The following is a 19,074-nucleotide window of genomic DNA, read 5'->3' on the forward strand; positions in this document are numbered from 1 at the left end:
TCTGACCGTTTTGGGACTCTTCGGATACCTCGTACGGCCGACCCCTCGCGGCGGGAATACGGCCGTTCCGGTGAGTTCCGTCAAAGGCGTGCATGCCGCCCGTCATCACGGAGGGTGACAGCGGTACACGGGCCCGCGGGCGGCCGCCGGAAGGCGGTTCTGGGCACCGTCTGACATGCGGTAATGTTTGCGGTGCGCCCGGGCGATTAGCTCAGCGGGAGAGCGCTTCGTTCACACCGAAGAGGTCACTGGTTCGATCCCAGTATCGCCCACATCAAACCTGTGGCCCGCAAGGCAAGCCCTTGCGGGCCACAGGTTTTTCCTGTGCGCTGACTGTCATGTCCCGAGCCCCACGCGCGCACCACCGGTACCGCTTCCGGCAGGACTGGGTGCTCGACTCCCCGCCCGACACCGTCTACGCCGTACTGGAAGCCGCGGACGACTACCCCTCCTGGTGGCCCCAGCTGTCCTGCACCCGCCTCGACGAGCACGGCGGCACCCTGTGCGTCCGCTCCTTCCTGCCCTGGGAGCTCCGCCTCACCGCCCGCGAACGCCGCCGCGACCCCGTCGCCCGGGTCCTGGAGGTCGGCCTCGGCGGCACCCTCGACGGCTGGGTCCGGTGGACCGTCCTGCCCCGGGGCACCGGCAGCCGGGCCCGCTTCGAACAGGACGTGGAACTGCACGATCCCCGCATGCGCCGCTGGGCCGCGCTCGGGCGGCCCGTCTATGTCGCGAGCCATGCCTGGGTGATGCGCCGGGGGCTGCGCGGACTGCGCGGGCTGCTGCGGAACCGGCCGGCCGGAATTTGATGGAGGACCGGCGCGACCTGTATTGTTCAGTGCGTTCCCGGGGGAAACCCCGAGAAACTTCCGGGCGATTAGCTCAGCGGGAGAGCGCTTCGTTCACACCGAAGAGGTCACTGGTTCGATCCCAGTATCGCCCACATCCGGTGAGGCCGGTCCTTCGCAGAGGGACCGGCCTCACTTGTGTTTCCGCACATGCCCGCGGTGCCTCCCCGCCGCACACCGCCGCCGCACGGCGCCGTTCACGCCGCGGACGGCAGCTCCGTCCGCAGCGGCCAGGCGGGATCGCACTGTTCCTCCGAGCCGTTCCGGGCGAACCACGCCTGGAGGCCCCGCGCCTGGGCCGCGTGCCACACCGCCTGCCGCGCGTGCAGCTCCGCGACGCTCAGCCGCTCCAGCCGCACCGCGAACCGCTGCCCGATCGCCCGGACGACCGACAGTGCCGCCGTGGCGTCCGCGGCGGCGTCGTGCGCGCCCGTCAGCTCGACCCCGTACTGCGCGCACAGGTCCGACAGCGTCCGGCGGCCCTTGCGGTACCGGTCCAGGTGCTTGTCCAGCACCCAGGGGTCGAGGACGCACAGCGACGAGCTCCCCAGGTACGTCGAGAGCGACGCCGCGCGGTGCCGCCGCAACTCCCGGTCCAGCAGCGTCAGATCGAACGGCGCGTTCATCACCACCAGGGGAGTGCCCGCCGCCGACTGCTCGGCCAGCGCCCGGGCCACCTCCTCCATCACCGGCGCGGGCCACCGCCCGAACCGCTGGAGGTGCATGTCGGTCAGTCCGTGTATCGCCGTGGCGCCCTCCGGGACCGGTATGCCCGGATTGACCAGCCAGCGGGTGGCCATCGGCGCGGCTCCCGCCTGCGACTGCACCACGAGGGCCGCGGACACGATGCGGTCGCGCTCGACATCGACCCCGGTGGTCTCGGTGTCGAAGGCGGCGAGCGGCCCCTCGAACCAGCTCGGCATGTCACAACTCCTCGCGCTTGACCGGAAATTGGCGTGATTTCCCTCCCTCCGTCGAGTGATACCCGGTCTTGGTGCGGCCCGAACCGCCCTTGTTTGCGAAGGAGTTCACGTGGAGACAACAGCGGTGTACGGACCGACGGACGTACGCCCGGAAGGTGTTTCGGACATGGCGCTCACACGGCCAGAGCCGGTCACTCCGGCCGGTGGACGGCCCCCCGCGGGCGGAAGACCTCCCCCGGGAGGACCGGCCCCGCCCCGGCGCGGAGCCCTCGCCGTCACCGCGTGCATGGAGACGCTCCAGATCGGCCATCTGCACGCGGTCGCCGCGGCGGCGGGCTGCACGCTGGCCCAGCCCTTCCCCGACCACGGCATCGACTGGCACGTCAGCCACAGCGCCCCCGGCCACACCGCCGACGACGAGGTCACCATCAAGGTGCAGCTCAAGGCGACCTACCAGGTCGCCCCCCGGCCCCCCGGCGCGACCTTCCCCTTCACGCTCGACAACGAACACCTCGCCAAGCTCGCCCGCACCCCCGTGGCGGTGCACAGGATCCTCGTCGTCATGCTCGTCCCCCGGGCCAGGGACGACTGGCTGCACGCGGGCCACGACCGGCTCGCGGTGCGGCACTGCTGCTACTGGACCAACCTCGCCGGTCACCCTGTGACCGGCCGGCGCAGAACCACCGTGCGGATCCCCACCGCCCACGTCTTCGACGACCACGCCCTCTGCGAGATCATGACGCGGGTCGGGGCGGGAGGGAGGCCCTGATGCGACCGCCGGCCGACGCCCCTGCCCCGGACGACCCCGCCGTCCTCGGTGCCCTGCTGGCCCGCCACGGCTGGCGGCGCCACGGCGGTGCCGCCGGACGCTACGTCCGCTGGACACCGCCCCGCGGAACCGGCCCCGCCGGGCCCAGCCTCCTCGTCCCGGAGGACCCCTCCCTCCCCGACGGCGCCGAGCTCCTCGCCGAGGCCCGCGCCGCCCTGGAGCACAGCCCCGACCCGTCCGCCCGGCATATCCTCGTCGCCCTCGGCACCCCCAGCGACGAGATCCACTGGGAGCGCCGGGCCCCCGGGCCCGGCACCGGCTGGGCCGCGCAGGAACGGCTGCGCGCCGGGGCGCGCGCCCTGCTCGTCGCCGGTGCCCTCGCCGCCCGCGCGGCCGCGGGACACCACGGCGCCCGGCACCGCCGCGCCGCCGAGGCCGCCCTCGGCGGACTGCTGACCGGCCCCCGCTGCTCGGCGGGCGAACTGACCGTCCTCGTTCCGGTGGGACCCGACGAACCGTACGGCCGCCCGGCCGTGGACGCCCTGCTCGGAGCGGTGCACGCGGCCCGCGACGCCACCGACTACCAGCGCGCCACCGGACGGGCCGACGCGTTCCGCGCCGCCGTCGCGGCGGGCGTCTGCCGGGAGCTGACCGAGGCCCTCGTGACCCTGGTCGCCGGGTCGGAAGGGGTCCGCGTCCGCTTCGACTGGGCCCCGGCCGCCGGCCCGCCGCCGGGCCGCGCCGCCCGCCCGGAGCCGGTGGAGTTCTCCCCCGGGGACCTCCCGGCCCTGCGCGCCGCGGGCGCCCGCTATCTGCGCGACGAACCCGCCGTCCCCGTGCGGCTCACGGGAACCGTGGTGCACCTGTGGCGCGAGACGTCCGACGGCGGCGGAGCGGTGCGGCTGCGTGTGCTCTCCGGAGCCGACGTGACGGAAGTGCGCGCCGAACTCGGCGAGGAGGACTACCGGACCGCCGGCCACGCCCACCTGACGGGCCTGCCCGTACGGATCGACGGCCGCCTGGAGAGCGGCGGCGGCTTCCGCGGCCTCGCCGGCGCCGGGGGAGTGCTGCCGCTGCCGGTGGACGACGCGGAACGCGAGCGGCTGCTCAAGTCGCTCCAGGCCCGCCCCGACGGCTTCGGGGAGCGGGACGGCGACGGCGCCTGACTGTTTGGCGACCCGGGCACCGGGCTCGGTACGATTCAGACGCGCAGCGTCCGCTGCCGCGCCCCAGAGTCAGGAGAGTCCGGTGTCAGACGTCCGTGTGATCATCCAACGCGATTCCGAGCGGGAAGAGCGCGTGGTGACGACGGGCACCACGGCGGCCGACCTCTTCGCCGGCGAGCGCACCATTGTCGCCGCGCGCGTGGCGGGCGGGCTGAAGGACCTCGCGTACGAGCTCGCCGACGGGGACGAGGTGGAGCCGGTCGAGATCTCCTCCCAGGACGGCCTCGACATCCTCCGCCACTCCACCGCGCACGTCATGGCGCAGGCCGTGCAGGAGCTGTTCCCCGAGGCCAAGCTGGGCATCGGCCCGCCGATCAAGGACGGCTTCTACTACGACTTCGACGTCGAGAAGCCCTTCCACCCCGATGACCTGAAGCTCATCGAGAAGAAGATGCAGGAGATCCAGAAGCGGGGCCAGCGCTTCTCCCGCCGCGTCGTCACCGACGAGGCCGCCCGCGAGGAACTCGCGGACGAGCCGTACAAGCTGGAGCTCATCGGCCTCAAGGGCTCCGCCTCCCAGGAGGACGGCGCGAACGTCGAGGTGGGCGCTGGCGAGCTCACCATCTACGACAACCTGGACGCGAAGACGGGCGAGCTGTGCTGGAAGGACCTCTGCCGCGGCCCGCACCTGCCCTCCACCCGGATGATCCCGGCGTTCAAGCTGATGCGCTCGGCCGCCGCCTACTGGCGCGGCAGCGAGAAGAACCCGCAGCTCCAGCGCCTCTACGGCACCGCCTGGCCGACCAAGGACGAGCTCAAGGCCCACCTGGAGTTCCTGGCCGAGGCCGAGAAGCGCGACCACCGCAAGCTCGGCGCCGAGCTGGACCTGTTCTCCTTCCCGGAGGAGCTGGGCCCGGGCCTCGCGGTGTTCCACCCCAAGGGTGGCGTCATCCGCAAGGAGATGGAGAACTACTCGCGCAAGCGGCACGAGGTCTCCGGCTACGAGTTCGTGAACACCCCGCACCTCTCGAAGGAGAAGCTCTTCGAGATCTCCGGGCACCTGCCGCACTACTCGGAGGGCATGTTCCCGCCCATCGAGTTCGACGAGCAGAACTACCGCCTCAAGGCGATGAACTGCCCGATGCACAACCTGATCTTCAAGTCGCGCGGGCGCTCCTACCGTGAGCTGCCGCTGCGCCTCTTCGAGTTCGGCACGGTCTACCGGTACGAGAAGTCCGGCGTGGTGCACGGCCTGACCCGCTCGCGCGGCTTCACCCAGGACGACGCGCACATCTACTGCACCAAGGAGCAGATGCCGGAGGAGCTCGACACCCTCCTCACCTTCGTGCTCGACCTGCTCCGCGACTACGGCCTGAACGACTTCGAGCTGGAGCTGTCCACCCGCGACGACTCCGACAAGTTCATCGGCTCGGACGAGGACTGGGAGGAGGCCACCGAGGCGCTCCGCCTGGCGGCCGAGAAGCAGGGTCTTCCGCTCGTTCCGGACCCGGGCGGGGCCGCGTACTACGGGCCGAAGATCTCGGTGCAGGCGAAGGACGCGATCGGCCGGAGCTGGCAGATGTCGACCATCCAGGTCGACTTCAACCAGCCCAGGCGTTTCGGTCTGGAGTACACGTCGGCGGACGGCTCGCGCCAGCAGCCGGTCATGATCCACCGGGCGCTGTTCGGGTCGATCGAGCGGTTCTTCGGCGTGCTCCTGGAGCACTACGCCGGCGCGTTCCCGGCATGGCTGGCCCCGGTCCAGGCGGTCGGCATCCCGATCGGTGACGGGCACGTGCCGTACCTGGAGGAGTTCGCGGCGGCGGCGCGGGAGAAGGGGCTGCGGGTGGAGGTGGACTCGTCCTCCGACCGTATGCAGAAGAAGATCCGCAACCACCAGAAGGCCAAGGTGCCGTTCATGATCATCGTCGGTGACGACGACATGAACGCGGGCACGGTGTCGTTCCGGTACCGGGACGGGTCGCAGGAGAACGGAGTCGCCCGCGACGAGGCGATCGCGAAGCTCCTCGACGTCGTGGAGCGCCGCGTTCAGGTGTGACGTCACGTGAGGGGCGGCCCGTCAGGGCCGCCCCTCGTCGTATCCCCGCCGGGGAATATGCTGCTCACCATGACGAGTGAGCCCGAGCAGCAGATCGGAGTCGGGTCCCCGGACGCCTTCCAGCGCCTGTGGACGCCCCATCGGATGGCCTACATCCAGGGGGAGAACAAGCCCACCGGCCCGGGCGCCGGTGACGGCTGCCCGTTCTGCTCCATTCCGGAGAAGTCGGATGAGGACGGGCTGATCATCGCCCGGGGCGAGCGCGTCTACGCGGTGCTCAACCTGTACCCGTACAACGGCGGCCACCTCATGGTCGTCCCGTTCCGTCATGTCGCCGACTACACCGAGCTCGACGACGCCGAGACGGCCGAGCTGGCCCGGTTCACCAAGGCGGCCATGACCGCCCTGCGGACCGCCTCCGGGGCGCACGGGTTCAATATCGGCATGAATCAGGGCATGGAGGCGGGGGCCGGCATCGCCGCCCACCTGCACCAGCACGTCGTGCCCCGCTGGGGTGGCGACACCAATTTCATGCCCGTGGTGGGCCACACCAAGGTGCTGCCCCAACTCCTCGCCGACACCCGGAAGATGCTCGCCGACGTCTGGCCCGAGGCGTAGTCACCCATTCGGCGTGCGGGCGGGACACGCCTGCCGCCACCATAGGAAAATCACCCCAAAACCGGACAAAAAAGCTCTAATGGTGCGGTGACCTTCCCGCATCGCCGTGCCGTGCTGCGCGCAGCCGCGAGCGGTGTCCTCGCCGGACTGGCGGGGGCACCGCTCGTCGGCTGTGACGAGGAGCGGCGGGCGGCGGGCGGCGGTGGGTCGAGTGCGCGGGCGTCCGCACGGGCCGTTCCGTCCGGGCCGCCGGGAGCCGTCGGGCATGCGCCCGCGCTGCGGCCGCTGCCGGCCGGGCTGCCCGCGCAGATCGAGCACGGACCCGCCGGGCGGAAGGCCGTGGCGCTCACCTTCCACGGCCGGGGCGACGCCAGGACGGCGACCGGCTGTCTGGCGGAGGTGGAACGGGCGGGGGCCCGGGTGACCGTGCTGGCGGTGGGGGACTGGCTGGACGCCCAGCCGCAGCTGGCGCGCCGGGTGCTCGACGGTGGGCACGAACTGGGCAACCACACCATGCGCCACCTGGACATCTGCGCGATGAGCGCCACGGCCGCGTACGCCGAGATCACCCAGTGCGCGGACCGGTTGCGGAAGCTCACCGGCGGCGTCGGACGCTGGTTCCGGCCGTCGAAGGCGCGGCTCGCCACCGCACAGGTGGTGCGGCTGGCGCGCAAGGCGGGGTATCCGCACGTCCTGTCGTACAACGTGGACTCCCTCGATTTCACCGATCCCGGTGCGGCGGCCGTTCAGCGCGCCGTGCTGAACGGGGCGCGTCCGGGGTCGGTGGTGAGTCTGCACTTCGGGCATGCCGGCACGGTGGCCGCGCTGCCCGCGATCCTCGACGGCCTGCACCGCCGCGGCCTGCGCGCGGTGACGACTTCGGAGCTGCTGACCTGATGATCCAGTTCTCGCACGTCCGCCCCCGTTCCCGTCCCCGCCCGCGCCGCCTGCCGCGCGGGCTCCGCAGGGCCGCGCTGCTGGCCTCCTGCGGGGTGCTGCTGGCCGCGGCCGGCTGTGGAGGTGGCAGCAGCGACGAGGCCGCCGGCGGCCGGCCGCACCAGGAGCAGCGGCAGGGGGCGGCCAGGGGGGTGCCGCAGGGGCTGCCGGGGATGCCGCCCCTGCTGGACCCGCACGACGTCTACGCGGCCGACCGGCCCAACGCGCTGTCCCCGGTGGTGAAGGACTTCCCGTCCCGGGTGTACGTACCGAACACGGAGTCGGACACGGTCAGCGTCATCGACCCGAAGACGTACAAGGTCATCGAGACGATCCCGGTGGGGTCGCAGCCGCAGCACGTGGTGCCGTCGTGGGACCTGAAGACGCTGTGGGTCAACAACGACCGGGGGCACACGCTGACCCCGATCGACCCGGCGACGGGCAGGGCGGGCAAGACGGTCCCGGTCCATGACCCGTACAACCTCTACTTCACGCCGGACGGCAAGCACGCGGTGGTGATGGCGTCGATGGACCGGGAGCTGGTGTTCCGGGACGCGCACACCATGAAGCGCAAGAAGACGGTGCCGGTGAGCTGTCTGGGTGTCAATCACGCGGACTTCTCGCCGGACGGGCGGTACTTCATCGTCTCGTGCGAGTTCTCGGGGGAGCTGCTGAAGGTCGACACCGAGCACATGAAGGTGATCGGCCAGCAGAAGCTGCCGTTCGACGGGGCGATGCCGCAGGATGTGAAGATCGCGTCCGACGGGCGGACGTGGTACGTCGCGGACATGATGGCGGACGGGCTGTGGGTGCTCGACGGCGACAAGTTCACCGAGCCGTGGCTGATGCCGACCGGCAAGGGGGCGCACGGGCTGTACGTGAGCCGGGACTCCAAGTCGATGTACATCTCGAACCGGGGCGAGGGCTCGATCTCGGTGCTGGACCTGGCGAGCCGGAAGCTGGTGCACAAGTGGGAGCTGCCGGACGGCGGCAGCCCGGACATGGGCGGGGTGTCGGCGGACGGCAAGGTGCTGTGGCTGTCCGGGCGTTACAACAGCGAGGTCTACGCGATCGACACCACGGACGGGCATCAGATCGCGCGCATCCCGGTGGGCGCCGGGCCGCACGGGCTCGCCGTCTACCCGCAGCCCGGACGGTATTCGCTCGGGCACACGGGGATCTTCCGGTGAGCCGTGCGGGTCACGCGTTGTAGACGTCGGCCTGACGGGGTGACAGGTCCTGGACGGCACCGCTGAGGTTGCCGGCGCGGCTGCTGAAGCGCTCGGTGTTCACCCCGTGCTCGGCGAGGAAGCGCACGGCCGTCTCGTGCACCACGCGGAGTACGGGGGTGGCGGCGCGCAGGGCGTCGTCGGCCATGAAGCGGTGGCGCCAGGGCTTGTCGGCCCAGGCGTGCCGCAGGCCGAAGGGTTCGGGGAGGACGAGCTTGCCTCCCCAGTACTCCAGCAGCGGCGGGTACCAGGTCAGCGGGGCACGGGCGGCGAGGCGGACGACCTCGCGGGCCTCGACCACGGGAAGTTGGCGTTCCCAGGTCTCCCAGAACTTCAGGCCCTTGCGGAAGGTCTTGGTGCGGTTCTTGGGCTTGCCGTTGAAGACCGGGTGGATCGGGCCGAGGGCGTGGCCGGTGATCTCGATGCGCAGGGTCTTGTGCAGGACCGTGACGTTGATGAGCAGGGTGATGACCAACTGGCCGTCCCAGAGGACGAACTGGGTGCCCAGGTAGTGGCGGTCGCCGCTGCCGAAGTGCTGTTCGTTGCAGATCTTCTGGAGCGCCGCGCCCCTTATCTGGAAGGAGGCGTCCTCGCCGGCGGGCCGGGAGACGGCGCCGGCGCCCTCGCCGATGGGGGAGACCACCCAGTGCTCGACGAAGGGCGGGGTCAGGCCGCCAGTGTTGATGGGGGTGCGTTCGAGCAGGCGCAGCTGGTCGTGGACGGCGCGCATGATGTCCCAGCTGCGGAACGGGTTGATCTCCTTGTCGGGGTCGGCGGGGGCCAGCTCCTCGGCCAGCTGCCAGCTGCCCCAGCGGGTGCCCATGCCGAGTATGCCCTTGGGGCCGGCGTAGAAGACGACGTTGCTCTTCTGCTCGGCGGAGAGGCGTTCCAGGTTCTGCCGGAGCTGTTCGGCGGCGCTCTCGCCGGGGTTCCTGGGGACGGCCTCGGGGATCTTGGCGCCGATGCCGCCGCCGTCGAGGAGGCCGGTCCAGCGGTTGCGCAGGTCCTTGGCGGTGCGTTCGCAGACGGTCTTGGCGCAGGCCCAGCCGATGATGGGGGCGACCATCATGGCGCGGAGGTAGACGCCCAGGAAGCCGTCGAACGGCAGCTTGACCATGAGGACCGCGCCGAGGACGGCGAGGACCAGGAGGAGCGCGGTGCCGAGGGCGCCCGCGCGCTTGTTCTGGGCGCCGGCGAGGGTGCGGCGGAGCTGGAAGACGCCGAGCCAGATCAGGACGCCGGGCAGGAACAGCACGCCGAAGACGAGCATGATGACGGTGAGCCGGGTGTCGCGCTGTCTGCGGATGCGGCTGGCGGCGAGGCAGTGCTCGACGATGACCTGCGGTTCGGTGCCGAAGGACTGGATGAGCGGCTTCCGTCCGCCGCCCAGCATCCGCTGCTGCACGGCGCGGGAGAACGCCTCGCCGAGGTTGGGCTCGAAGAGGGAGATGCGGGGCGGTTTGACGGAGGACGTGGCCCAGTCGGAGTTGGCCTTGAGGAGCTCCTCCATCGGTCCGTCGCGGTAGGCGGCGGAGGCGAGCGCCTGTGTCGCCGCGGTCTGTCCGGCACCGCCCGAGATGGGGATCTGGGCGCCCGGGCTGAAGTCGAACCCGTCTGTCACTGATGCCCCCCAAGCCGCCCGCCGCTGCTGCGGCGGCCCGATCCGGCTGCCCGCGCGGACAGTTGCCGGAGGGCCGCACGTCCAGCGTAACGGGGCGGACCCCCGCCTGTCGCAGGAGATCGGAAAGCCGCCCACTCCGGACGAGTTGGAGTGGGCGGCTTGTGAACTATGCGCCGTTCTGCTGCTGTTCGCGGACGCGGTCGGCGATCTGCGGCGGCATGGGTTCGTGCCGGGCGTAGGAGCGGCTGAACCGCCCGGTGCCGTGCGACAGCGAGCGCAGGTCCACGGCGTACCGGCCGATCTCCAGCTCCGGGACGTCCGCGCGGACGAGCGTGCGGCCGCCCGGGGACTGCTCGGTGCCCACCACCCGGCCGCGCCGCCCGGACAGGTCGCTCATGACCGGGCCCACGAACTCGTCGGCGACCAGCACCCGCAGCTCGGCGACCGGTTCGAGGAGGTGGACCCGGGCCTCGGCGGCCGCCTCGCGCAGGGCGAGGGCACCGGCCGTCTGGAACGCCGCGTCGGAGGAGTCCACCGAGTGCGCCTTGCCGTCGAGGAGCGTCACCCGTACGTCGACCAGGGGGCAGCCGGCGGCGAGGCCCTTCGCGGCCTGGGCCCGGACGCCCTTCTCCACGGACGGGATGAACTGCCTCGGCACCGCGCCGCCGACCACCTTGTCCACGAACTCGATGCCGGAGCCGCCCGGGAGCGGTTCCACCTCGATCTCGCAGATCGCGTACTGGCCGTGGCCGCCGGACTGTTTGACGTGCCGTCCGCGCCCGGAGGCCTTCCCGCCGAAGGTCTCGCGGAGTTCCACCCGGTGCGGGACCACGTCGACCCGGACGCCGTAGCGGGTGCGCAGCCGCTCCAGCGCCACGTCCCGGTGCGCCTCGCCGAGGCACCAGAGGACGACCTGGTGGGTGTGCCGGTTGTGCTCCAGCCGCATGGTGGGGTCCTCGGCGACCAGCCGGGCCAGGCCCTGGGAGAGCTTGTCCTCGTCGGCCTTGCTGTGCGCCTGGATGGCCACCGGGAGGAGGGGGTCGGGCATGAGCCAGGGCTCCATGCGCAGCGGCCCGCCGGGGGAGGAGAGGGTGTCGCCGGTCTCGGCCCGGGCGAGCTTGGCCACGCAGGCGATGTCACCGGCGATGGCCTGGGCGAGCGGGCGCTGGTGCTTGCCGAAGGGCGAGGAGAGGGCGCCCACCCGCTCGTCCGCCTCGTGGTCCTCGTGCCCGCGGTCGGCCAGGCCGTGGCCGGAGACGTGGACGGTCTCGTCGGGGCGCAGCGTGCCCGAGAAGACGCGGACGAGGGAGATCCTGCCGACGTAGGGGTCGGAGGAGGTCCTGACCACCTCGGCCGCGAGCGGACCGGCCGGGTCGCAGGCCAGCGGGGGGCGCGGGCTGCCGTCGAGCGCGGTGACGGCGGGAATCTCGCGCTCGCCGGGGGTGGGGAAGCCGCCCGTGACCAGTTCCAGCAGTTCGACGGTGCCGAGGCCCTGGCGGGCGCCGTCGACGGCGGGGGCGGCGGCCAGCACGGGGTGGAAGGAGCCGCGTGCCACGGCCCGTTCCAGATCCTCGATGAGGGTCTTGACGTCGATGTCCTCGCCGCCGAGGTAGCGGTCCATGAGGGTCTCGTCCTCGCTCTCGGCGATGATCCCCTCGATGAGCCGGTTGCGGGCCTGCTCGATCACCGGCAGCAGGTCCGGTTCGGGTTCGGTCTCGGTGCGCTCGCCGGTCGCGTAGTCGAAGACGCGCCGGGAGAGCAGTCCGGTCAGGCCGGTGACGGGACGGTGTCCGTCGGGGCCCTCGGGGCCGTGCAACGGGAGGTAGAGCGGCAGCACGCTCTCGGGGGAGTCGCCGCCGAAGGCGGCGCGGCAGGTCTCCGTCATGGCGTCGAAGTCCGCCCGCGCCGCCTCCAGGTGCGTCACCACGATCGCGCGCGGCATGCCGACCGCCGCGCACTCCTCCCACAGGGCGCGGGTCGCTCCCGAGACGCCCTCGACCCCCTCCGCGGCCGAGACCACGAAGAGCGCGGCGTCCGCCGCCCGCAGCCCGGCCCGCAGCTCGCCGACGAAGTCGGCGTAGCCGGGGGTGTCGAGCACGTTGACCTTGATTCCGGCCCATTCCACGGGGACGACGGACAGCTGTACCGAGCGCTGCTGGCGGTGTTCGATCTCGTCGTAGTCGGAGAGGGCGGCGCCGTCCTCGACCCGGCCGGCGCGCGTCACAGCGCCGGTGGCCAGGGCCAGTGCCTCCACGAGGGTCGTCTTGCCGGATCCGCTGTGGCCGACCAGCACCACGTTCCGTATGCTGCCGGGCCGGTCGGCCGCCGCCGCTCTGCCGGCGGCCCCGGGGTGACCGGAGTGGTTCGTCTTCTCGCCCATGTGCCTCGCCTTCCGGTTGACACCTGCGATCCTTCGAGCTTTCCACCGTGGTCACGCTGCGTCCATACGTCGCACACGGTGGCGCGACCGCCCGACCCGGCGCACACTGCCGTCGGTGCTCCCCGGGAGCGCGGCCATTCGGGTGGTGCGCTCCCGCCGCGGGCGGGGGTGGGGTGCGGGCCGTCCGCGCGGAACGCGGGCGGGAGGGGCCCGGGCCCCCGGCGGGAGGGGCCGGGGGTGCGGCCGGAGCCGGTCCGGTGTCCGTCCGGAGCGCCCCCGGAGTGATCCGCGCCATGGCCGAGGTGTCCGATGCGGGCGCGGTGGGCCCCCGCGGCGTGGCTACGATGGGCCAGCCGGTGGCCCTTCGGTCGCGCGGCCCGCACACGACCCTCCGGGAAGGCCATGCTGAACAAGTACGCGCGTGCGTTCTTCACGCGTGTTCTCACGCCGTTCGCCGCCCTGCTCATCCGCCTCGGCGTCAGCCCCGACGCGGTGACCCTCATCGGTACCGGTGGTGTGGTGGCGGGTGCGCTGGTCTTCTACCCCCAGGGGGAGTTCTTCTGGGGCACGGTCACCATCACGCTGTTCGTCTTCTCCGATCTGGTCGACGGCAACATGGCGCGGCAGCTCGGCCGTTCCAGCCGCTGGGGGGCGTTCCTCGACTCGACGCTCGACCGGGTCGCCGACGCGGCGATCTTCGGTGGCCTCGCCCTCTGGTACGCGGGCTACGACGGGCACAGCATCATGCTCTGCGCCGTGTCGATCTTCTGCCTCGCCAGCGGTCAGGTGGTGTCGTACACCAAGGCCCGGGGCGAGAGCATCGGGCTCCCGGTGAAGGTCAACGGGCTGATCGAGCGGGCCGAGCGGCTGGTCATCTCCCTGGTGGCGTGCGGTCTCTCCGGGCTGCACAAGTTCGGTGTCCCCGGCATCCAGGTGTTGCTGCCCATCGCCCTGTGGATCGTGGCCGCGGGCAGCTTCGTCACCTTGGTCCAGCGGGTGGTGACCGTCCGCCGGGAGGCGGCCGAGGCGGACGCCGCGGTGGCTGTGGGCGGGTCCGGAGGGGCCGGGGGAGGAGCCGGGTGAAGGACGAGCTGACCGACGCGCTGTACGGGCTGGGCTGGGGGGCCGTCAAGCGGCTCCCGGAGCCGGCGGCGGCGCGGCTGGGGCGCGGGATCGCCGACCTCGCCTGGAAGCGGCGGGGCAAGGGCGTGCTCCGGCTGGAGGCCAACCTCGCCCGGGTCCTCCCCGACGCCTCCCCGGCGCGGCTCGCCCGGCTGTCGCGGGAGGGCATGCGCTCGTACATGCGCTACTGGATGGAGTCCTTCCGGCTGCCGGCCTGGAGCCGTGAGCGCATCCGCACCGGCTTCGCGCCCGAGGGGCTGCACCACCTGGAGGAGGCGCTGGCCTCCGGGCGCGGTGTGGTGCTGGCCCTGCCGCACATGGGCAACTACGACCTGGCGGGCGCCTGGGTGACCACGCGGCTCGGGGTGCCCTTCACGACGGTCGCCGAGCGGCTGAAGCCGGAATCCCTGTACGACCGCTTCGTGGCCTATCGCGAGGGTCTGGGCATGGAGGTCCTCCCGCATGCCGGGGGCACCGCCTTCGGCACGCTCTCCCGGCGGCTGCGGTCCGGTGGCCTGGTCTGTCTGGTGGCCGACCGCGACCTCTCCGCCCACGGCATAGAGGTCACCTTCTTCGGCGAGGCCGCCAAGATGCCCGGGGGCCCCGCCCGGCTCGCGGTGCAGACCGGTGCCGCGCTGCTGCCGGTCACCCTCTGGTACGACCGGTCCCCGGTGCTGCGGGGCCGGGTGCACCCGCCCGTCGAGGTACCGGGCACGGGCACCCGGCCGGAGAAGGCCGCGGTGATGACCCAGGCCCTGGCCGACGCGTTCGCCTCCGGCATCGCCGAGCACCCGCAGGACTGGCATATGCTCCAGCGGCTCTGGCTGGCCGATCTGGACCGGCGGGACGGCGGTCCGCGGCCGGCGGCCGGCCCCGGGACGGAGGCGCCGTGAGGATCGGGATCGTCTGCCCGTACTCGTGGGACGTGCCCGGCGGCGTCCAGTTCCACATCCGTGACCTCGCCGAACACCTCATCCGGCTCGGGCACGAGGTCTCCGTCCTCGCCCCGGCGGACGACGAGACGCCCCTGCCGCCGTTCGTGGTCTCCGCGGGCCGGGCCGTCCCCGTGCCCTACAACGGCTCGGTCGCCCGGCTCAACTTCGGCTTCCTGTCCGCCGCCCGGGTGCGCCGCTGGCTGCACGAGGGCGACTTCGACGTCATCCACATCCACGAGCCCACCTCTCCGTCGCTGGGTCTGCTGGCCTGCTGGGCCGCCCAGGGGCCCATCGTCGCCACCTTCCACACCTCCAACCCCCGCTCCCGGGCGATGATCGCCGCCTATCCGATCCTCCAGCCGGCCCTGGAGAAGATCAGCGCGCGCATCGCGGTGAGCGAGTACGCCCGCAGGACCTTGGTCGAGCACCTCGGCGGGGACGCGGTCGTCATCCCCAACGGCGTCGACGTCGACTTCTTCGCCCGCGCCGAGCCTCGTACCGAGTGGACGGGCACGGGCCGCGCCGACCGGCCCGGACCCGACGCCGGGGACGGCGGCTCCCCCGAGGGCACCGGCCGCCCCGCGACGATCGGCTTCATCGGCCGGATCGACGAGCCCCGCAAGGGCCTGCCCGTCCTGATGCGCGCCCTGCCGAAGATCCTGGCCGAACGCCCCGGCACCCGGCTGCTGGTGGCCGGACGCGGTGACGAGCAGGAGGCCGTCGCCGCCCTGCCGCCCGAGGCCCGGGGAGCCGTCGAGTTCCTCGGCATGGTCAGTGACGAGGACAAGGCCCGGCTGCTGCGGAGCGTCGATCTGTACGTGGCGCCCAACACCGGCGGCGAGTCCTTCGGCATCATCCTGGTCGAGGCGATGTCGGCGGGTGCCCCCGTGCTCGCCAGCGACCTGGACGCCTTCGCCCAGGTCCTGGACAAGGGCACGGCCGGTGAGCTGTTCGCCAACGAGGACGCGGACGCCCTGGCCGCCGCGGCCGTCCGCCTCCTCGCCGACCCCGCCCGCCGGGCCGAACTCAGCGAGCGGGGCAGCCGCCACGTCCGGCGCTTCGACTGGTCGACGGTCGGTGCCGACATCCTGGCCGTCTATGAGACGGTCACGGCGGGGGCGGCGTCGGTGGCCACGGACGAACGGACCGGACTGAGGGCGCGGCTGGGACTCGCCCGGGACTGACCGGGCGGGCCGGCGGCGGGTCCGGGTGGGCCGTCCCGGCCGTTCCCCGCCCTCCGGCGGCCCACCGTCAGCGGCCCCCCCGCGAGCGCCACCTCACACCGGGTCCGGCGTCTTCCCCCGCGCCTCCGCGCCCACCGCTGCGTCCGGTTCCCGCAGGCCGAACAGCGGTATCCCGTGCCGTTCCCGGAACCGCCAGCTCCTGCGGACGCTGAGGAACACGACCGAACCGACGATGATCAGCGACTGGGCCCTGCCGAGCAGCGGCACCGCGTCGACCGGCAGTATCAGCGCCTGCGCCGCGCTCAGCAGGGCGTCGAGGAACTCCGCGCCGGCCCACAGCACGGTGAGCGACCGCAGGGCCCGCCGGAAATCGGGGGACTCCCGCCAGTACCGCTCCGCGCGGACGGCCGCCGCGTCCGTGCCGAGGTGACGGCCGAACCGGAAGGCGAACGGCCGGGAGGACCACAACGTGGCCCCTATACCCACGCCCACAGCGGCCGGGAGGGCCGCGTCCTTCAGCAGGAGCACCCGGGGATTGCCGCTGATCAGCGAGATCGCGGCGGACACCAGGAGCAGGCCGACGACCAGCGCGTCGACGTACCCGACGCGGCGGCCCCTGACGGCGCCGGCCAGGGCGCGGACGACAGGCGGTGCGCTGCTGATCAGGAGCGCCTGCCACGCGGGGGCACCCTGCGCGCGGAGCAGGTAGTAGAGCGCCAACGGCAGGGCGATGACGACGGTCGGTGTGAGGACGAGATCGCGCCGGGCGCGCGAGCCGTGCGGTCGCATGGGACGACTCCCCTGGTCACCGGTTGCCCGGGAACGGGAATCCGCCACCGGGTGCGGGGACGGATGTTCTGCCGCACATGACGTTAGGCGCGGGGAGGGTGGAGACGGATCGGAGCCGGGGTCGAATCCCCCGGCGCCGGTCTCCACCCGGCCTCCACCCGTGGGTGGAGCGTCCCGCCGGGAGTGGCCGGGGGCCCGCGCCGGGACGGGTACTGTGACCCGGCGTGACGGATTCTCTCTGGATCTTCGTGTGGACGGTGACCGCCCTGGTCCTCGTCGGGATCTACCTCAGCTGGACCGCCGGCCGCCTGGACCGGCTGCACACCCGCATCGACATGGCGCGCGCCGCCCTCGACGCCCAGTTGCTGCGCCGCGCCTCGGTCGCCCAGGAGCTCGCCACCGCGGGGGTCCTCGACCCGGCCGCCTCGATCGTCCTCTACCAGGCCGCGCACGCCGCCCGGCAGGCGGAGGAGGAACAGCGGGAGGTCGCCGAGAGCGAGCTGAGCCAGGCGCTGCGCGCGGTCTTCGCCGAGGGCGCGCAGGCCGCGGCCGTGCGCGGGGCACCGGGCGGCGAGGAGTCGCTGGGGGAGCTGGACCAGGCCGTCCGCAGGGTGCCGATGGCCCGCCGCTTCCACAACGACGCGGTCCGCGCGGCCCGGGCCGTGCGCAGGCACCGGGTGGTGCGCTGGTTCCGGCTGGCCGGTCACGCCCCCTTCCCGCTCGCCTTCGAGATGGACGACGAGCCCCCCGCGGCGCTCGCCGACCGGACAGGCCACTGAACAGGCCACTGACCTCGGATTGGCCCTTTCACCTCACCGGCCGGGCGGCTTTGATGACGCTGCAGCATCACCGCTCCGATAGTGAGGTCACATCGTGTCCACCCCCAGCACGTCGCAGAACCCCGAGACCGGCACCGCACGCGTCAAGCGCGGGATGGCCGAGCAGCTCAAGGGCGGCGTGATCATGGACGTCGTCAACGCCGAGCAGGCGAAGATCGCCGAGGACGCGGGCGCGGTGGCGGTCATGGCCCTGGAGCGGGTCCCGGCCGACATCCGCAAGGACGGCGGCGTGGCCCGGATGTCCGACCCGAACATGATCGAAGAGATCATCGACGCCGTCTCCATCCCCGTGATGGCCAAGTCCCGCATCGGGCACTTCGTCGAGGCCCAGGTCCTCCAGTCCCTCGGTGTCGACTACATCGACGAGTCCGAGGTCCTGACCCCCGCCGACGAGGTCAACCACAGCGACAAGTGGGCGTTCACCACCCCCTTCGTCTGCGGTGCCACCAACCTGGGCGAGGCCCTGCGCCGTATCGCCGAGGGCGCGGCGATGATCCGCTCCAAGGGCGAGGCCGGCACCGGCAACGTCGTCGAGGCCGTCCGCCACCTGCGCCAGATCAAGAACGAGATCGGCAAGCTGCGCGCCTTCGACAACAACGAGCTCTTCGCCGCCGCCAAGGAACTGCGCGCCCCCTACGAGCTGGTCAAGGAGGTCGCCGAGCTCGGCAAGCTGCCGGTGGTGCTGTTCTCCGCCGGTGGTGTCGCCACCCCCGCCGACGCCGCGCTGATGCGCCAGCTCGGCGCCGAGGGCGTCTTCGTCGGCTCCGGCATCTTCAAGTCCGGTGACCCGGCCAAGCGGGCCGCCGCCATCGTGAAGGCCACCACCTTCTACGACGACCCGAAGGTCATCGCGGACGCCTCCCGCAACCTGGGCGAGGCCATGGTCGGCATCAACTGCGACACCCTCCCCGAGGCCGAGCGGTACGCCAACCGCGGCTGGTAGTCCCCGCATTCCCCGGTGGGCGGTCCGCGGCACAGGCGCGGGCCGCCCACCGGTCCGTACGACCGAGAGGCAGGACGTCCGTGTCCACTCCCACCATCGGTGTCCTCGCCCTGCAGGGCGACGTCCGCGAGCACCTCGTGGCCCTGGCGGCCGCCGACGCGACGGCCCGCCCGGTCCGCCGGCCCGGGGAACTCGCCGAGGTCGACGGCCTGGTGATACCCGGCGGCGAGTCCACCACCATGTCCAAGCTGGCCGTGGTCTTCGGCATGCTGGAGCCGCTCCGCGAGCGGGTGCGGTCCGGGATGCCCGTCTACGGCACCTGCGCCGGCATGATCATGCTGGCCGACAAGCTCCTGGACGGCCGCGAGGACCAGGAGACCCTGGGCGGCATCGACATGATCGTGCGCCGCAACGCCTTCGGGCGCCAGAACGAGTCGTTCGAGGCGTCGGTCGCGATGACCGGTATCGAGGACGGCCCGGTCGAGGGCGTCTTCATCCGCGCCCCGTGGGTCGAGTCCACCGGGGCGCACGTCGAGGTCCTTGCCGTTCACGACGGCCACACGGTGGCCGTGCGCCAGGGGAACGTCCTGGCCACGTCCTTCCATCCGGAGCTCACCGGCGACCACCGGGTGCACGGACTGTTCGTGGACATGGTCCGCGCCGCACAGCGCTGAGATCCCGGTAGGATCTCTGTCGTTCGTTCAGGATGGGTT

17 protein-coding genes and 2 tRNA genes are annotated in these 19,074 nt (G+C 72.4%); 15 read left to right on the top strand and 4 right to left on the bottom strand.

From position 1 onward, the window contains the following. Positions 1 to 200 precede the first annotated feature (200 nt). From HN013_RS25745 to HN013_RS25755, 3 genes are all read left to right on the top strand, one after another. Positions 201 to 272 (top strand) — tRNA-Val (locus HN013_RS25745). Between the two features lie 66 nt (positions 273 to 338). Next, positions 339 to 809: an SRPBCC family protein gene (locus tag HN013_RS25750; RefSeq protein WP_171170229.1), complete on the top strand. Its 471-nt coding sequence runs from the start codon at positions 339 to 341 to the stop codon at positions 807 to 809. A gap of 62 nt (positions 810 to 871) precedes the next feature. Beyond that, positions 872 to 943 (top strand) — tRNA-Val (locus tag HN013_RS25755). Between the two features lie 102 nt (positions 944 to 1,045). Here the strand turns inward: HN013_RS25755 and HN013_RS25760 are convergent. Beyond that, positions 1,046 to 1,771 (bottom strand): 3'-5' exonuclease, encoded by a 726-nt coding sequence (locus HN013_RS25760; RefSeq protein WP_171170231.1) that lies wholly within the window; start codon positions 1,769 to 1,771, stop codon positions 1,046 to 1,048. 166 nt (positions 1,772 to 1,937) lie between these two features. On the opposite strand from HN013_RS25760, the gene HN013_RS25765 reads away from it, so the two are divergent. The 6 genes from HN013_RS25765 (at position 1,938) to HN013_RS25790 (ending at position 8,509) form a co-directional block, all read left to right on the top strand. Continuing rightward, complete coding sequence (locus HN013_RS25765; protein ID WP_171170233.1) at positions 1,938 to 2,540, top strand: DUF4365 domain-containing protein; 603 nt, start codon at positions 1,938 to 1,940, stop codon at positions 2,538 to 2,540. Next, a complete protein-coding gene (locus HN013_RS25770) occupies positions 2,540 to 3,706 on the top strand; it encodes a hypothetical protein (protein WP_171170234.1) in 1,167 nt (388 codons plus the stop codon). Before HN013_RS25765 ends, HN013_RS25770 begins: the two co-directional genes overlap by 1 nt. A gap of 82 nt (positions 3,707 to 3,788) precedes the next feature. Next, on the top strand, positions 3,789 to 5,765 hold the full coding sequence (gene thrS, locus HN013_RS25775; RefSeq protein ID WP_171170236.1) for a threonine--tRNA ligase: 1,977 nt from the start codon (positions 3,789 to 3,791) through the stop codon (positions 5,763 to 5,765). Between the two features lie 57 nt (positions 5,766 to 5,822). Further along, positions 5,823 to 6,383 carry an HIT domain-containing protein gene (locus HN013_RS25780; RefSeq protein WP_171170238.1) on the top strand — a complete coding sequence of 187 codons (561 nt, stop codon included), beginning with the start codon at positions 5,823 to 5,825 and terminating at the stop codon, positions 6,381 to 6,383. A gap of 87 nt (positions 6,384 to 6,470) precedes the next feature. Beyond that, positions 6,471 to 7,280 carry a polysaccharide deacetylase family protein gene (locus tag HN013_RS25785; protein WP_312018716.1) on the top strand — a complete coding sequence of 270 codons (810 nt, stop codon included), beginning with the start codon at positions 6,471 to 6,473 and terminating at the stop codon, positions 7,278 to 7,280. Next, positions 7,280 to 8,509, top strand: a complete 1,230-nt coding sequence (locus HN013_RS25790) for a YncE family protein (protein ID WP_249375398.1) — start codon at positions 7,280 to 7,282, stop codon at positions 8,507 to 8,509. The genes HN013_RS25785 and HN013_RS25790 overlap by 1 nt, the downstream gene beginning before the upstream one ends. A gap of 10 nt (positions 8,510 to 8,519) precedes the next feature. Here the strand turns inward: HN013_RS25790 and HN013_RS25795 are convergent, their stop codons facing one another. Both HN013_RS25795 and HN013_RS25800 read right to left on the bottom strand, forming a co-directional pair. Beyond that, positions 8,520 to 10,169 (bottom strand): hypothetical protein, encoded by a 1,650-nt coding sequence (locus tag HN013_RS25795; RefSeq protein ID WP_171170240.1) that lies wholly within the window; start codon positions 10,167 to 10,169, stop codon positions 8,520 to 8,522. A gap of 166 nt (positions 10,170 to 10,335) precedes the next feature. After that, on the bottom strand, positions 10,336 to 12,549 hold the full coding sequence (locus HN013_RS25800; RefSeq protein WP_171170242.1) for an elongation factor G-like protein EF-G2: 2,214 nt from the start codon (positions 12,547 to 12,549) through the stop codon (positions 10,336 to 10,338). Between the two features lie 402 nt (positions 12,550 to 12,951). On the opposite strand from HN013_RS25800, the gene pgsA reads away from it, so the two are divergent. Genes pgsA through HN013_RS25815 form a run of 3 tightly spaced genes read left to right on the top strand, consistent with a single transcriptional unit; the run spans position 12,952 to position 15,790 of the window. Next, positions 12,952 to 13,632: a phosphatidylinositol phosphate synthase gene (pgsA, locus tag HN013_RS25805; RefSeq protein ID WP_171170244.1), complete on the top strand. Its 681-nt coding sequence runs from the start codon at positions 12,952 to 12,954 to the stop codon at positions 13,630 to 13,632. After that, positions 13,629 to 14,564 carry a phosphatidylinositol mannoside acyltransferase gene (locus HN013_RS25810; RefSeq protein WP_171170246.1) on the top strand — a complete coding sequence of 312 codons (936 nt, stop codon included), beginning with the start codon at positions 13,629 to 13,631 and terminating at the stop codon, positions 14,562 to 14,564. Before pgsA ends, HN013_RS25810 begins: the two co-directional genes overlap by 4 nt. Continuing rightward, the gene (locus tag HN013_RS25815) at positions 14,561 to 15,790 is read left to right on the top strand and encodes a glycosyltransferase family 4 protein (RefSeq protein WP_171170248.1); all 1,230 of its coding nucleotides are present in this window, start codon (positions 14,561 to 14,563) and stop codon (positions 15,788 to 15,790) included. Before HN013_RS25810 ends, HN013_RS25815 begins: the two co-directional genes overlap by 4 nt. A gap of 93 nt (positions 15,791 to 15,883) precedes the next feature. On the opposite strand, the gene HN013_RS25820 is transcribed toward HN013_RS25815, so the two are convergent. Beyond that, entirely contained in the window at positions 15,884 to 16,579 is a 696-nt protein-coding gene (locus HN013_RS25820) for a VC0807 family protein (protein ID WP_171170250.1), read from the bottom strand. Between the two features lie 224 nt (positions 16,580 to 16,803). Between HN013_RS25820 and HN013_RS25825 the strand changes: the two genes are divergently transcribed. From HN013_RS25825 to pdxT, 3 genes are all read left to right on the top strand, one after another. Beyond that, positions 16,804 to 17,358, top strand: a complete 555-nt coding sequence (locus tag HN013_RS25825; protein WP_171170252.1) for a hypothetical protein — start codon at positions 16,804 to 16,806, stop codon at positions 17,356 to 17,358. A gap of 91 nt (positions 17,359 to 17,449) precedes the next feature. After that, positions 17,450 to 18,361, top strand: coding sequence for a pyridoxal 5'-phosphate synthase lyase subunit PdxS (gene pdxS, locus HN013_RS25830; protein WP_171170313.1), 912 nt, complete (start codon positions 17,450 to 17,452; stop codon positions 18,359 to 18,361). Between the two features lie 80 nt (positions 18,362 to 18,441). After that, positions 18,442 to 19,035, top strand: coding sequence for a pyridoxal 5'-phosphate synthase glutaminase subunit PdxT (gene pdxT / locus HN013_RS25835; protein WP_171170254.1), 594 nt, complete (start codon positions 18,442 to 18,444; stop codon positions 19,033 to 19,035). Positions 19,036 to 19,074: the final 39 nt, after the last annotated feature.

It is taken from the genome of Streptomyces sp. I05A-00742, from assembly GCF_013055795.1.
In the GTDB taxonomy this organism is placed as follows: Bacteria; Actinomycetota; Actinomycetes; order Streptomycetales; family Streptomycetaceae; genus Streptomyces.